This is a genomic window from Lactobacillus laiwuensis (assembly GCF_019972835.1).
GTDB lineage: Bacteria > Bacillota > Bacilli > Lactobacillales > Lactobacillaceae > Lactobacillus > Lactobacillus laiwuensis.
The window spans coordinates 26,034-41,394 of record NZ_BPPB01000007.1 but is presented as its reverse complement, the minus strand read 5'-3'; the positions used below and the strand labels follow the sequence as shown (position 1 = coordinate 41,394).

The 15,361-nt window shown below is 34.4% G+C and carries 8 protein-coding genes and 1 CRISPR repeat array; of the genes, 6 read left to right on the top strand and 2 right to left on the bottom strand.

The features are described from left to right. Window positions 1–30: 30 nt before the first annotated feature. The 6 genes from cas9 to LDM92_RS06950 all read left to right on the top strand — a co-directional run bounded on the left by cas9 (window position 31) and on the right by LDM92_RS06950 (window position 12,544). On the top strand, window positions 31–4,221 hold the full coding sequence (gene cas9 / locus LDM92_RS06975) for a type II CRISPR RNA-guided endonuclease Cas9 (protein ID WP_223902600.1): 4,191 nt from the start codon (window positions 31–33) through the stop codon (window positions 4,219–4,221). Window positions 4,222–4,447: 226 nt separating this feature from the next. Continuing rightward, window positions 4,448–5,359 carry a type II CRISPR-associated endonuclease Cas1 gene (gene cas1, locus LDM92_RS06970; protein WP_223902599.1) on the top strand — a complete coding sequence of 304 codons (912 nt, stop codon included), beginning with the start codon at window positions 4,448–4,450 and terminating at the stop codon, window positions 5,357–5,359. After that, window positions 5,337–5,642, top strand: coding sequence for a CRISPR-associated endonuclease Cas2 (cas2, locus tag LDM92_RS06965; RefSeq protein ID WP_198180437.1), 306 nt, complete (start codon window positions 5,337–5,339; stop codon window positions 5,640–5,642). Before cas1 ends, cas2 begins: the two co-directional genes overlap by 23 nt. Next, complete coding sequence (gene csn2 / locus LDM92_RS06960; RefSeq protein ID WP_223902598.1) at window positions 5,639–6,307, top strand: type II-A CRISPR-associated protein Csn2; 669 nt, start codon at window positions 5,639–5,641, stop codon at window positions 6,305–6,307. Before cas2 ends, csn2 begins: the two co-directional genes overlap by 4 nt. Window positions 6,308–6,339: 32 nt before the next feature. Continuing rightward, window positions 6,340–9,939: direct repeats of the CRISPR family, unit length 36 nt; unit sequence GTTTTAGATGATTGTTAGATCAATGATGATTAGAAC. A 90-nt stretch (window positions 9,940–10,029) separates the two neighbouring features. Next, window positions 10,030–11,223 (top strand): MFS transporter, encoded by a 1,194-nt coding sequence (locus tag LDM92_RS06955; protein WP_238480654.1) that lies wholly within the window; start codon window positions 10,030–10,032, stop codon window positions 11,221–11,223. Between the two features lie 163 nt (window positions 11,224–11,386). After that, the gene (locus LDM92_RS06950) at window positions 11,387–12,544 is read left to right on the top strand and encodes a hypothetical protein (RefSeq protein ID WP_223902596.1); all 1,158 of its coding nucleotides are present in this window, start codon (window positions 11,387–11,389) and stop codon (window positions 12,542–12,544) included. Window positions 12,545–12,680: 136 nt separating this feature from the next. Here LDM92_RS06950 and LDM92_RS06945 read toward each other — a convergent pair whose 3' ends face one another. Both LDM92_RS06945 and LDM92_RS06940 read right to left on the bottom strand, forming a co-directional pair. Further along, window positions 12,681–13,928 carry a glycosyltransferase family 2 protein gene (locus LDM92_RS06945; RefSeq protein ID WP_223902595.1) on the bottom strand — a complete coding sequence of 416 codons (1,248 nt, stop codon included), beginning with the start codon at window positions 13,926–13,928 and terminating at the stop codon, window positions 12,681–12,683. A 414-nt stretch (window positions 13,929–14,342) separates the two neighbouring features. Then, the gene (locus tag LDM92_RS06940; RefSeq protein WP_223902594.1) at window positions 14,343–15,257 is read right to left on the bottom strand and encodes a proline-specific peptidase family protein; all 915 of its coding nucleotides are present in this window, start codon (window positions 15,255–15,257) and stop codon (window positions 14,343–14,345) included. Between the last annotated feature and the right edge of the window lie 104 nt (window positions 15,258–15,361).

Genomic DNA, 15,361 nt, shown 5'->3' with positions numbered 1-15,361 from the left:
AGTAATGATAAAAAATAAAGGAGAAAATAGATGAAAAGAGTTAATGAAGATTATATTTTAGGTCTTGATATCGGGACCAATTCTTGCGGCTGGGCCGTGACTGATAAGAAAAATAATTTATTAAAGCTCAGAGGAAAAACAGCAATTGGCTCACATTTATTTGAAGAAGGTCATACTGCTGCAAAGCGACGAAGTTTTAGGACTACTAGAAGACGTCTTAAACGCAGAAAGTGGCGCTTAAGACTTTTGGAAGAGATTTTTGCAGAACCAATAGCTAAGGTGGATCCGGGATTTTTTGTGCGCCTGCACCAATCATGGGTTTCGCCACTTGATAAAGATCGCAAAAAGTATCAGGCGATTGTGTTTCCAACTGCTAAGGAAGATCAGGCATTTTATAAACATTATGCTACAATCTATCATTTGCGTGACGCATTGATGACTCAAGACCGTCAATTTGATTTGCGAGAAATATTTTTAGCCATCCACCACATTGTTAAGTATCGTGGTAATTTTTTACAAGATACACCTGTAAAAGACTTTGAAGCTTCCAAAATTGAAGTAGGTCCTATTTTATCGAAAATCAATGATGCTTTTGCGGAAAAGATAGTTGAGGACCAAGACCCTATTGAACTAAATGTCGCAAACGCTGCCGAGATCGAGGCTGTTATACGCGGTAAAGATGCAGAAAAGACCGTTTATAAGATGGACAAGGTCAAGAAAATTGCCAAGTTATTAACAGATTCAACTGCCAAGGAAGAGAAAAATGTGGCCAAGCAAATTGCTAACGCTATTATGGGCTATAAAACGCAGTTTGAAACAATTTTAGGTAAGGAAATCGATAAAAGTGACAAGGCGCAATGGGAATTCAAACTTTCGGATGCAGATGCAGATGATAAGCTGGATGCCTTATTACCGGATCTTGATGAAAGTGATCAGACTGTTGTCGCTGAAATCGAAAAATTGTTTAGCGCGATTACCTTAAGTACTATTGTTGATGAAAACAAGAGCTTATCACAGTCAATGGTAGCCAAGTACGACAAGCATCATCAAGATTATAAGTTGTTAAAAGCTTATATCGACACTTTGCAAGACCGCAGTATAGCTAAAAAGTTGCTTTTAGCTTATGATTTATACGTTAATAATCGTCATGGTCGTTTGCTGGAAGCCAAAAAAACATTTGGAGATAAAAAAAAGAAAAAAGCTTTAACCAAAGATGAATTTTATAAAATAGTTAAGGATAATCTTGACGATTCCGATCTTGCTCATGAAATACGGCAAGCAATAGCTGCAGATAACTTCATGCCTAAGCAGCGAACAAACAGTAATGGTGTAATTCCGTTTCAGCTGCATCAAATCGAACTAGATAAGATTATTGCTAATCAAAGCAAATATTATCCATTTTTAGCTGCAGAAAACCCAGTAGAAGATCACCGTAAACAAGCACCTTACAAGTTAGATGAACTGGTTAGATTCAGAGTACCTTATTATGTAGGTCCGATGATTACAGCCGATCAACAGAAAAAAACTTCCGGTAAGAGTTTTGCTTGGATGGTCAGAAAAGAAGATGGTCAGATTACGCCTTGGAATTTTGAGCAAAAAGTAGACCGTCAAGAATCCGCCAACAAGTTTATTAAACGCATGACTATTAAGGATACCTACCTATTAGGTGAAGATGTTTTGCCTGCTAATAGTTTGCTTTATCAAAGATTTGAAGTTTTAAATGAGCTTAATAATATTAGAATCAATGGTAGCAGGATCAGTGTTGACCTCAAGCAACAAATTTTCAATGAACTTTTTGAAGAAAAGAAAACTGTCACGGAAAAATCCTTGACAAGTTATTTGAAGCAAAACCTACATTTGCCAACTGTAGAAATTAAGGGACTGGCTGATCCAACTAAATTTAATTCAGGTCTGGCGAGCTATTATCACCTCAAAAGCTTACACGTATTTGATAAGGAATTAGCAGATCCCCAATATCAAAAAGACTTTGAAAAAATAATTGAGTATTCGTCTATTTTTGAAGATAAAAAGATATACCAAGATAAGTTGCATGCGGAATTTAAGTGGCTAACGCCTGAACAATTTAAGGCAATTTCGACTTGGCGCCTGCAAGGTTGGGGCAGATTATCACGTAGACTCCTAGTAGAATTACATGATACAAATGGCCAAAACATTATGGAGCAACTGTGGGATAGCCAAAAGAACTTTATGCAAATTGTGACTGAACCAGATTTTAAAGAAGCAATTGCTAAGGAAAACCAAAATGTTACTCGAGCAAATGGTGTTGAAGAGATTTTGGCTGACGCCTATACTTCTCCAGCTAACAAAAAAGCTATAAGGCAGGTAGTCAAAGTAGTAGCTGATGTTGTAAAAGCAGCAGGTGGCAAGAAACCTGCACAATTTGCGATTGAATTTACACGTGAACCTGATAAAAATCCACAGTTGTCACATATTCGTGGCACTAAATTGCTCAAAGCATATCAGGAAACTGCTGGCGAACTAGTGGATCAGAAGTTAACTGATATTTTAAAGGAAGCGATGACCAGCCGTAAGTTGCTAAAAGATAAGTACTTTTTATACTTTATGCAGGCTGGAAGGGATGCCTATACGGGGCAAAAAATTAATATTGATGAAGTATCGACAAATTATCAGATTGATCATATTTTGCCACAGTCATTTATTAAAGATGATTCCTTTGATAACAGAGTATTAACTGCTACTCCGTTAAATGCAGAAAAATCGGATGATGTACCTTATAAGCGCTTTGCCAATAATTACGTTTCAGACCTGAAGATGACAGTAGGTGAAATGTGGAAACACTGGCAGAAGGATGGCATTATTAATAAGCGTAAGCTAGGTAATTTGCTACTTGATCCAGACAGATTAAATAAATTTCAAAAATCTGGTTTTATTAACAGACAATTGGTAGAAACGAGTCAAATAGTTAAATTAGTCTCAGTTATTTTGCAAAATAAATACCCAGATGCAGAAATTATTACTGTTAAAGCTGGAGATAACTCAGCTTTGCGTCAACGACTAAACTTGTATAAGAGTCGTGACGTAAATGACTATCACCATGCCATTGATGCCTACCTTTCAATTATTTGTGGCAACTTTCTGTACCAGGTTTATCCTAAGTATCGTCCATACTTTGTTTATGGCAAGTATAAAAAGTTCAGTCAAGACCCGGACTTGCAGAAGGATTTGATTAAACACTTCAAGGGCTTTACATTTATGTGGCCATTATTGCAAAAGGATAATTCTGAGCGTAAAGCTCCAGAAAAAATTAAAGAAAATAATAGTGAGCGAATTGTCTTTTACAAGCATCCTGATATTTTTGATAAATTACGTAAAGCATACAATTATAAGTATATGCTGGTTTCAAGAGAAACGACTACTGAAAATAGTGGCCTTTTTGATGTAACTATTTATCCACGCGGTGAACGTGACCTTGCGAAGACTAGAAAGCTGATTCCTAAAGGTAATGGACTCGATCCGAAAATTTACGGTGGCTATAGCGGTAACAGTGGTGCATATATGGTAATTGTCAAAATTGAGCAGGCAAAAAAATCTATTTATAAAGTTATTGGTGTTCCGATGCGCACTCTTGCAAGTTTAAATCAAGCTAAAAAACAAGGAAACTATCAAGGAAAACTCCACAAAGTACTTGAGCCGCAGATTATGTTTGATAACAAAGGGAAACCTAAACGTGGTGTTAAAGGCTTTAGAGTAATAAAAGATCATGTACCATTTAAGCAAGTGGTCTTAGACGGTGACAAAAAGTTTATGCTTTATTCTGATCAATATGAAGCTAATGCCAAACAACTGACGCTTTCTCAGGAGACTATGCGAATAGTGACAGACAACTTGAAAAAGGGTGAGGATCAAGATCAATTACTAGTAGAAGCATATGATGAGATTTTGCAAAAAGTTGATCAATATTTACCAATTTTTGACATGAAAGGTTTCAGAAACAGTTTACATACGGGTAGAAAGCAATTTATTGATTTTTCAATTACTGATAAAAAGTCTACTTTGAGTAACATCTTAAATGGTCTACATGATAATATGGTAACTGTAGATATGAAATATCTTGGAATTAGAACACCTTTTGGAAGATTACAATCAAGCTCTGGTATAACTTTGTCATCTAATGCACTATTAATTTACCAGTCACCAACTGGACTTTTCGAAAAACGGGTTAGGATAGCCGATTTGTAAACAAAAATAGGGAAGCGAAATAATCCGGTTCCCTATTTTTATGCATAAAAAAACCTCCGCTATAGAGCTGAGGCAGTACGGTAATAATACCGCGTTGAAACTTAGTATCTTAAAGATACATTGTTTGATTTTAAATCTGGTTGTTAGATCAATAATGATTAGATCGTTGGTAGCTAACCAACAACTATAGTATAACATTTATTTTTAAAAATACAAGGAGGAAAATATGGGATGGAGATCAGTAATCATCACGCAGCATGCTAAATTGACTTATTCAATGCAAATGATGATTGTACAAACTCGTGATGGAATAAACCAAATACCAATTGAGGATATTAATTTATTGCTTGTTTCAACTACACAGGCAGTGATTACCAGCGCCCTCATTAGTAAGTTGGCGCAGAATCAGACCAAAGTTATATTTGTTGATGATAAAGGAAATCCTATCGTTGAAACAGCTGTTTATTATCCGGGAACAAGGAATATGGCTAAATTAACGCAACAGTTTAATTGGGATGAACATTTAAAAGAAGTATTGTGGACAAGGATTGTTAGTCAAAAGATCAAAAATCAGATTGCAGTTTTGGATAATTATCATTTGAATAAGGACGAGGTTCAGAGTGAACTTGATCAGTTAGAAATTAATGATGAAAGCAATCGAGAGGCAATTGCAGCCCGTAAATACTTTATGCTTTTATTCGATAAGGACTTTGTCAGGCGTGATACCAGTGCCATTAATGCAGCATTGGATTATGGCTATGCCATTTTGCTTTCAAGCTTTAATAGAGAAATTGCAATGAATGGCTATCTGACATATTTTGGTATTCACCACTGTTCACAGGAAAATCAGTTTAATTTAGCCTCGGATCTAATGGAACCATTTAGACCATTTGTTGATTATTGGGTTAAGGCTCATGAAAAAATTAAAGAACTAACGCCAGATATTAAGTATGGGCTAGTTGAACTTTTAAGTTTAGAAATAAAGTTTAATGGCAAAAAGACTCTTTTAACAAATGCTATTACAGTTTATGTACGTGAATGTCTAAAATTTCTAAGTGGGGAAAGTAAGGAATTGCCAGAAATGGAGATGAGTTTGACCAATGAGGTACCGAATAATGCGCTTAATGATAATGTTTGATTTACCAACAGAAACAGCTGAAGAACGAAAAGAATATCGCCAGTTTCATAAAAAGTTGATTAATGAAGGTTTTCTGATGGTCCAATTTTCAGTATATGTGAGGGTCTGTGTTACGAGACAAACGGCTAAGTTTTTGGAAAATCGTATTAGAAAGTTTTTACCTCACGGGGGATTAGTACAGTCATTAATGGTTACTGAAAAGCAATATAATGACATGCATTTTTTAGTCGGTAAGCCAATTGACGATGTGCGTAATACATCAGATAGGACGGTAATTTTATGATTTTAACTTATGCGACTCATAAAAAATGGGTATTTAAGGATCCTGGAATAAAAGTAATTGGTTTACAAAGTTCAATTGCTTACCGTGATATAATTCAAGGCTTTCAAGGAAAAAACAAGCTGTTAATTTGTTCAGAGGATGATTATAGTCCCCTTGATGTAAGTAAAACTTTTGATTTTATTGGTGATCCAATGCTTAGTGGAAATATTACTAAAAAGTATATGCCCCATATTGTAAGTAGTTATCTGAAAAATTTAGATGAAGAAAATCGCAATAAAGTGATTAAGTCTTTTTATAATTTAGAATCAACCTTGCAAGATTCACTTTTACTTGAAGACTTACCTTTAGCAATTGATTTTGATGAAGTCTTAAAAAAATTACTTAAATTTACAGAAATTCATTTAGATAAATCAATGTTGCTCAGTCCATATGGTATAATAGAAACAGTTTTGAAAATTCACCAAACGTGTAATTTAAAATCAGTTCCTGTTATTTGTAATGTAGCTCATTACTTGGAAGAACGGGAGTGGCAAGAATTAGCTAGTCTTGTCACAGAAATGAATTTAATTTTGGTTGTAATTGAATTCACGACAAAAGAAAATTTGGCAATTTCTAAAGACATACCTTTTTACTATATTGATAGGGATCTAATCGATTGGTACTAGCAACAATATTAAAATCATATTATAAAATATCGGTTTTAGATGATTGTTAGATCAATGATGATTAGAACAAATCATACCCAGAACTATCTGCATCCATAGTTTTAGATGATTGTTAGATCAATGATGATTAGAACCAGTAGTAGTTTCATAAGCACCCAAATCTCGTTTTAGATGATTGTTAGATCAATGATGATTAGAACACCATTAATTTTTCCACCACATGCCTTAATGTTTTAGATGATTGTTAGATCAATGATGATTAGAACGCGTGGATCGGGTATATCGATGCCGACTAGGTTTTAGATGATTGTTAGATCAATGATGATTAGAACTAAATCTTGCTTAATCTTGGCAGGATAGGTGTTTTAGATGATTGTTAGATCAATGATGATTAGAACGACAAAAGACCACACATGCTTAGATGCTTTGTTTTAGATGATTGTTAGATCAATGATGATTAGAACAAAGAAGGTGAAAAAAATGTCAGACAAAGAGTTTTAGATGATTGTTAGATCAATGATGATTAGAACTCAATAAAAAAGAACACTATTTAGTGTCCTGTTTTAGATGATTGTTAGATCAATGATGATTAGAACAAATTAATTTCTGACTTTGGCTGGTGCTGGGTTTTAGATGATTGTTAGATCAATGATGATTAGAACCGAGGACCTGACTGGGCATCATTAACCATAGTTTTAGATGATTGTTAGATCAATGATGATTAGAACTCGCTTTCATTGTCTGAAGGCAATATATAGGTTTTAGATGATTGTTAGATCAATGATGATTAGAACGATTAGCAAGCGTGAAAAATGACGTGTTGCGTTTTAGATGATTGTTAGATCAATGATGATTAGAACAGCAGATCAGACTGAGCCCTCCATTTTTTTGTTTTAGATGATTGTTAGATCAATGATGATTAGAACGCAAAGGTAGTCGGTATGTTCCACTCTTTGGTTTTAGATGATTGTTAGATCAATGATGATTAGAACTTGGCTCTGTGATTGCTTATCGTTTTTCAGGTTTTAGATGATTGTTAGATCAATGATGATTAGAACCGAGGCTCTGCCCCTGTTACTTTGTGCAGCGTTTTAGATGATTGTTAGATCAATGATGATTAGAACTGTCCTTATCGTATGGCAATGCCGAGTAACGTTTTAGATGATTGTTAGATCAATGATGATTAGAACTTACAAGATTAGTAATATCATCTGTTGAAGGTTTTAGATGATTGTTAGATCAATGATGATTAGAACACCAACTTATGGAGCAGAACCTAAACACGCGTTTTAGATGATTGTTAGATCAATGATGATTAGAACTTTAATTCCTCTAAACTATTCAATCCCCATGTTTTAGATGATTGTTAGATCAATGATGATTAGAACTGAAAGATCAAAACTTAAATTATATTCAGTGTTTTAGATGATTGTTAGATCAATGATGATTAGAACGAAATATATTGCTCAAAATGTGGGCAAAAAGTTTTAGATGATTGTTAGATCAATGATGATTAGAACATGCAAACTGGCATTGCCCTAATGGTCAAAGTTTTAGATGATTGTTAGATCAATGATGATTAGAACCAAGCCCTAGAATTAAAGGGCGGTGAGAAAGTTTTAGATGATTGTTAGATCAATGATGATTAGAACGGTCGATGGTGGCGGATTCAATTACGACGAGTTTTAGATGATTGTTAGATCAATGATGATTAGAACACCTGCATACGTCTACTTGTATTTGCAAAAGTTTTAGATGATTGTTAGATCAATGATGATTAGAACTAAAGAGCCAGTTCACGTCTACTCTAACAAGTTTTAGATGATTGTTAGATCAATGATGATTAGAACACAAGGTTTAAACTTGCAAACGGTCTATATGTTTTAGATGATTGTTAGATCAATGATGATTAGAACGAATATTTAAATTTATGCAAGACCAACAAAGTTTTAGATGATTGTTAGATCAATGATGATTAGAACCAATGACACAAGCACTAAACTACATGCGGAGTTTTAGATGATTGTTAGATCAATGATGATTAGAACATTTAATCCACCTTTATAAAAGTGTTTTAAGTTTTAGATGATTGTTAGATCAATGATGATTAGAACAGGAGGCTTGGTGGGGTATGGCTATCCCGTGTTTTAGATGATTGTTAGATCAATGATGATTAGAACGCGAGCCATTTGAATATCGTGTTGATGGTAGTTTTAGATGATTGTTAGATCAATGATGATTAGAACTAATTATATGTTTTGCCGTCACCACGAGTAGTTTTAGATGATTGTTAGATCAATGATGATTAGAACCAGTTCAATATAAAAAATTATGGTGACGTCGTTTTAGATGATTGTTAGATCAATGATGATTAGAACCTCTAAGAAGTGGCTAATGGCTATGAAAAAGTTTTAGATGATTGTTAGATCAATGATGATTAGAACATAAAAAGCAACAGTTACCACTGCTAAGAGGTTTTAGATGATTGTTAGATCAATGATGATTAGAACACTGTGAAAATTAATGGCAAAACAGTAAATGTTTTAGATGATTGTTAGATCAATGATGATTAGAACATCCTGATAATGTCTCAGAAGCTAGCGTCGGTTTTAGATGATTGTTAGATCAATGATGATTAGAACTTGCAAAATATCAAGGTCTAATGCAAAATCGTTTTAGATGATTGTTAGATCAATGATGATTAGAACTCAGGTTCCACTGCAGTTGTCAGTGCGTAAGTTTTAGATGATTGTTAGATCAATGATGATTAGAACCCAAGACAGGTAAGGATAAACAAGATATTTGTTTTAGATGATTGTTAGATCAATGATGATTAGAACGCTGAAGCCATTATTGTTACTGTTAGCTCCGTTTTAGATGATTGTTAGATCAATGATGATTAGAACACGGCGCAGGCGATTTTATCATTTGGAACAGTTTTAGATGATTGTTAGATCAATGATGATTAGAACAAATAATGGCTGCATTGCTCTATTTGGTCAGTTTTAGATGATTGTTAGATCAATGATGATTAGAACTCAAAGGTAGAGTATACTCTATAACCCCTAGTTTTAGATGATTGTTAGATCAATGATGATTAGAACATACTCTCGGTTAATGGGACCGTAAATTCCGTTTTAGATGATTGTTAGATCAATGATGATTAGAACTTCGTCACCTTGCCATTAACATCAGTAACAGTTTTAGATGATTGTTAGATCAATGATGATTAGAACCCTCAAATTTTGTTTTTAAAACTAAATTGGGTTTTAGATGATTGTTAGATCAATGATGATTAGAACTTCGTCACCTTGCCATTAACATCAGTAACAGTTTTAGATGATTGTTAGATCAATGATGATTAGAACCCTCAAATTTTGTTTTTAAAACTAAATTGGGTTTTAGATGATTGTTAGATCAATGATGATTAGAACGGCAAGCCTACTCTGTGTGGCGATTGGAAAGTTTTAGATGATTGTTAGATCAATGATGATTAGAACCTTGGTTGAACCACGTCCTCCTTTGAGCCAGTTTTAGATGATTGTTAGATCAATGATGATTAGAACCGGGAGTGTCAAATGGTGACTACAACCAACGTTTTAGATGATTGTTAAATCAATGATGATTTAATGCGTTAAAAAACACTAATTAAAGAAAGGCTGCTACTTGTTCAAATGCAAAACATACTAAAAAGTAACAACAACAAACTATACCTTTTGTCAGTGATTACCGATAACTTGGGCAGCTCTTTAATGTCATTTGCATTGCCGTTAATGGTTCTTGGTATCACTAAAAATGGTATTCACTTATCAATAATTTCCATTATTGAAACATTGCCAATTTTGGTTTTAGGTCTTCCAGCAGGTGCTTTAACGGATAAATTAGATGTTAAAAAGATTCTCATTTTTAGTGATTTGATTAGATTAATCAGCTACTTGATTCTTTCCGCATCATTTGCATTCCAGCTAACAGTGAATTGCATGATTTTAATTATTTATGCGGTATCACTTGTCGTCAGCGTGACAAACACAATTAATACGGTGTCAGAAATTACTTTTGTTTCTTTTTTGGTAGAAAAGAAGGACTTTTCAGAATTAAACAGTCTAGTTTATGGCATACAATATGCAGCTAATTTTACATTGCCTATTATAGGCGGAATATTATACCAATATATTTCGCATAGTCTTTTAATTGTTATTTGTGCAATTTTCTACCTAATTAGCCTTTTACTGGAAAAAAGGATCAGCCTGAAAACTAAATCTACTGCTTTTACCGGCTTTACAGCTCTTAAATCTGCACTTAAAACGGTAAAAACAGATATAAAGGAAGGTCTGCAATATACCCTTAATCTTCGTTCTGTTTTGTATCCGTTAATATTAGCTGCACTAGTTAATATTGTGTCAGCTAATTTTGATAATGACAGCCTTATAATATTACGTACGCAATTAAAACTTTCCTCTCAAAATATTGGAATAATTTCAGCGATTGCAGCTGTCAGTGCCTTAATTGGTACTTTGGTGGTCAATTGGTTGAATAAGCACATTAAGTTTAATCTATTGTTTATTCTACTAATTTTTGCAGGTGCTCTTTTTCGTGCCCTTTTTGCGCTGGACCAAAATGTACCAACTATGGTTTTAGCTATTGCGTTTGTTTCTATAATTGAATCAATTATTAATATTAGTATCATCACGAATAGGCAACAGCAAGTTGAACAAAAATATCTGGGGCGGGTTACGAGTATCTATAAAACAGTGCTGATTGGAGTAAACTCTTTGGGCTATCTTTTAGGCGGACTTGTTGCTAAAAAAATAGGCTCAAGATCAGGCATTGGAGTTTCAGCCATTGAACTTTTGCTAGTTACAGCAATTAGTATTTTTTTACTGGCACCTGAAATCAAGCACGATAACAAGCCTTAGCGTCAAAAATTTGGGCAAAAATAGTAAAAAGCAAGAATTTATAGGCAGGTTGGGAAACTATAAATTCTTTTTGGTTATATATGCAGGTCATTTGTTTAAAGCCGCAGATAGATTAATAATGATTATAGTCTGTGACTTAATAAAGTAATGAGGAGATATATAAATGACTACAGTGCACAATAATAGTCGTGAAGTTAAACCAGATTGGTCTTCAGTGATTGTGGAAGAAAAACAAATGCCCTGGTCCCCAAAGGGTGCCAAGACCATCTGTGCAAGGTACGAGGATCCAGTTCTTAGAGGCTATTCTGCTGTAATTGTAAAAGATTCAATCACCAGAGAGTTTTCTGAGAATGAAAACTTAATTACACCAGACAGAGTCACAACTATGATTGTCAGGTTTCCCAGATTTATTCTTCCCGAGTGGAATACTCATCGGGTTTTCAGCAGAAACAGTGCCTCTTCAAGAGCAAGAAGCATAAAGACTACCGTCAAGCCAGTCATGGAGCAACCTGTGATTCCACTATGGACTATTAATCACAAGGGTATGACAGGGCCATTTGCTGATTCGGAAAGGGCAAAAAGATCTACCGCAAATTGGCTGCACTCCCGAAATGAAGCCGTTCTGGGTATGTTTCGACAGCTGATGAATGAAGAAGAAGTCCCTTACGATGCTGAAGCTAGTGACTGGGAAAAATTTGCTGACAAGTATGATGAAGCATATAAAAATGATGCAGTTCCAGCTTCATGGAATGATGCTCATAAACAAGACTGCAACAGATTGATTGAACCATGGATGTGGCATGAAACTCTGGTAACATCAACTTTTTGGCAAAATTTCCTGGATTTGCGAATTGCTGCTGGCGTCCAGCCGGAAATGGAAGCTACAGCAATTTTGATAAAAGCGGTTCTTGAAGCAAGTCCCAAGTATCGAACGCTGAAAAAAAGAATATTGCATGTTCCTTTTATCGATGTTGAAGAAAATGATCTGTTATCATGGGAAAGGCTTGAGCCAGTGCTTCTGCAATCGGCTTCAGAATGTGCCAGAATTTCTTATCATGACCGCTCTAAAATGAAAAACAGAAATGGCTCAAATTTGGGTAAAAGATTGCTTGCTGAAAAGCATATGAGTCCGTTTGAACATATAGCATGGTCAGCTCAAAGCAGTGACTGGAAAAAAGTTCCCGCATTAAAAGAAAGGATGCCAGGTTTACTTGAAAAGCATCCTGATTGCCCTCCCGACAAGATAGCTGGTTCGCTGACTTCAAATTTTAGTGAGAGTTGGTTGCAATTCAGAAGAGTTATTGAAAATAGAGAACAGTAGCTTAATTAAATGAGTTTAATTATATAAAATTTGCAGAAAGCAAAAGACTAATAAATTGGGTTAGCAATACACAAATTTATTAGTCTTTTTGAATGTAAATATTTAAAAATAGAAGCTAATTCAGTTTTCTGCCATGTTAAGTATGAGAAGTTTTTGACCAGGACTGATTGCCAACTAAAATTCGGCCCAAAGCTTTATATGGAACTATGGCTAACGACCATCTGTAAAAATCAATCAAAAACAATATTTTTAGCAAATATGAAATTTTCAGAGGCTCAGCAATCTTAGTTTCACGATAATGCTTTAGTATTAACATTGTATTTGTCAAATATTCTATTACCAGCAAACTGGCAATAATTGAAATGCTAATCCAGGCATTCGTTTTCATATAAAGCAGTAAAACTATAAATGAAATTGCGGAGGCTGGTGTTGTGACCATTGAAAATACTGGAATAAGCAGGAAGAGCAATACAAAAGTTTTAACCATTGAAGGAATAGATTTAGATTTAACAATCTTTTTGCTATATTTGCCTAAACATTGAAAACCGCCTTGACACCAGCGAGTACGTTGCTTGATCAGCTTTTTATATTTTGTAACGCCCTCTTGTCCAATGCTGACGGTATTTAAGAAGGTACCACGATAGCCTTTTAATAAGCCTTTTAATGAAAATTCGCAGTCCTCCAATAATGATGATGACCAGCCAACGTTACTAGTCATTTTTAAGGTCATGAATTGACCATTGCCTGAAGCCAAAGATGAACCCCAATAAGTTCTTGCCATTTGTAAAAGAGAATTATAAATAGTGAATTCAAAATTTTGCATTGCTGCAATATTATGATCCAGATTATAGATATTTACTCTTGTTTGAAGCAAGTCGCAATTTGAATGGTCAAAGGCATATACCACTTGCCACAGGTAATTTGCATCTAAGTGGCTATCAGCATCTATGACACCAATAATAGTTTTATCCTCAGAATAGTTCATTTTGGCAATGCGTTCAGCTGCTTCTTGTAATGCCGGGCCTTTTCCTTGCTGAGCATTAGGCTTTACGCGGTGTACAACTACGACATTAGGATGATAAGCGTATTTTTCTAGTAAAGTAGTGGTACCATCACTAGAGTCATCATCGATAAAGACCAGCTTGAGTTTGATAAAACTCTCACATTGTTTTTGCAATTCCATTAAATAGGGAATGTTTTTTCTTAAAGATTGAAATTCATTCATTGCTGGGATTAACAAGAACATAGTATCGAAATCTCGACAGTGGTCACCGTAATGATCTTGCCTAACATGATTGCTAAATGTCAGATAAAGAGTCCAAACTAAATCAAAAATGTATGAACAGCCACCCAAAATTAATATTATGGCTATTAATAACTTCATTTATTATCACCTAGTTATTTTTTCCTAATCTAAATATACTTTAGTTTTATAATAACACTAATTGGTCTAGACAAAAAATATATTCTTTGTAAATTTAAAATTTAATATATAGGGATATATCTTTATAAATATTGCTTTAATCACGGGAAAACTTAAACATGTAAAAATGTATGAAAAATTATTTTTTTGCATTTATTATTATTGCTTTATAAGTTAAGTAAAATATTTTATTGCTATTTTTAAAAAAGTATATTCTTGAAAAGTGTTATTTTATACAGGAAAATAATATAGTGAAAAATTCACTATTTATGCTAAAAGTAATTAGCAGATAAGCTTTTTTTAAGTGAACAAAAAAACAAGCAGTTGCCTACTTGCTTTTTGTTAGCTATACTTGTATAAAAATAGTTGGACTTGTTATTCTCCTTTAAATGTCCCTGCTTCAACTTGACTAATGAAATCAGCTAAATGTTTGTAATAAACGTCTGGATTATCAACCATATGGTGATGACCACCATCAGGAGTTGTAACTAAGCAGGAATCAGGAATCTCTTTTTGCATAATTTTAGCCGTAGCGATTGGCATCGTTTCATTTTCGCCAAAGGTTAACAAAGTTGGTACTTTAATATTTCTGAGTTGATCTCTAAAGTGCCAGTCTTTTAGTTTGCCAGTAATGACAAACTCATTATCGCCTTGAAATGCTTGGTAAACAGCAGAACCGCCAATATCTTTGAGGTGATATAACTTAGATGGCTGTTTGCGGTCAACAAAGTTAATGTTGAGAATGTTGACATCTTCTTGATAGCGGTCATTGTCATAATCATTATTGTTTTCACATTCATGCATGAAGTCAATTTCAGATTGGGGCAAAACTTCTTGGCGGCGACGATTCACGGCTTTAACATAATCATCAATATCATCGACCATTGAGGAAATAATTGCGCCCTTTAGGTGCTGACCATATTTAACGGCATATTCTTGTACCAGAAGTCCGCCCCAGCTTTGACCAATCAAATAAAAATTGTCTAAACCCAGTTTTTCACGGACCTCGTCAACTTCATCTAAGAAGTACTCGTAGGTCAAATACTTTTTAGCAATTTTAGGATCAGAATAATCCGGCTGATCGGAATAAAGGGAACCAAGTTGATCATACATCGTTACTTGCACGTCCAAGCCTTGCTTTTTTAATTGCTCGGCAGTATCTTCCCAGTATTCATGGTTGCCTCCGGGACCACCGTGCAAAGCTAACAGATGAATGTTCCCCTGACCCTGAGTGTTTGTCCACAAATGATAGCCATTATCCAGTGTAATAATTTTGGTACCTGTTTTCATATTTTTCTCCTTTAATCGTTATCAACTAGTCTCTATTTTAGCTCATTATAATAGAAAGAAAAACCAATGCCAAAAATGAGAGATAATATAAAAATTAGCTTTAA

What these genes read in the sequence shown, in the direction of transcription:
- cas9 (WP_223902600.1), top strand. Translation starts at nt 31, where the DNA reads ATGAAAAGAGTTAATGAAGATTATATTTTAGGTCTTGATATCGGGACC.
- cas1 (WP_223902599.1), top strand. Translation starts at nt 4,448, where the DNA reads ATGGGATGGAGATCAGTAATCATCACGCAGCATGCTAAATTGACTTAT.
- cas2 (WP_198180437.1), top strand. Translation starts at nt 5,337, where the DNA reads ATGCGCTTAATGATAATGTTTGATTTACCAACAGAAACAGCTGAAGAA.
- csn2 (WP_223902598.1), top strand. Translation starts at nt 5,639, where the DNA reads ATGATTTTAACTTATGCGACTCATAAAAAATGGGTATTTAAGGATCCT.
- LDM92_RS06950 (WP_223902596.1), top strand. Translation starts at nt 11,387, where the DNA reads ATGACTACAGTGCACAATAATAGTCGTGAAGTTAAACCAGATTGGTCT.
- LDM92_RS06945 (WP_223902595.1), bottom strand. Translation starts at nt 13,928, where the DNA reads ATGAAGTTATTAATAGCCATAATATTAATTTTGGGTGGCTGTTCATAC.
- LDM92_RS06940 (WP_223902594.1), bottom strand. Translation starts at nt 15,257, where the DNA reads ATGAAAACAGGTACCAAAATTATTACACTGGATAATGGCTATCATTTG.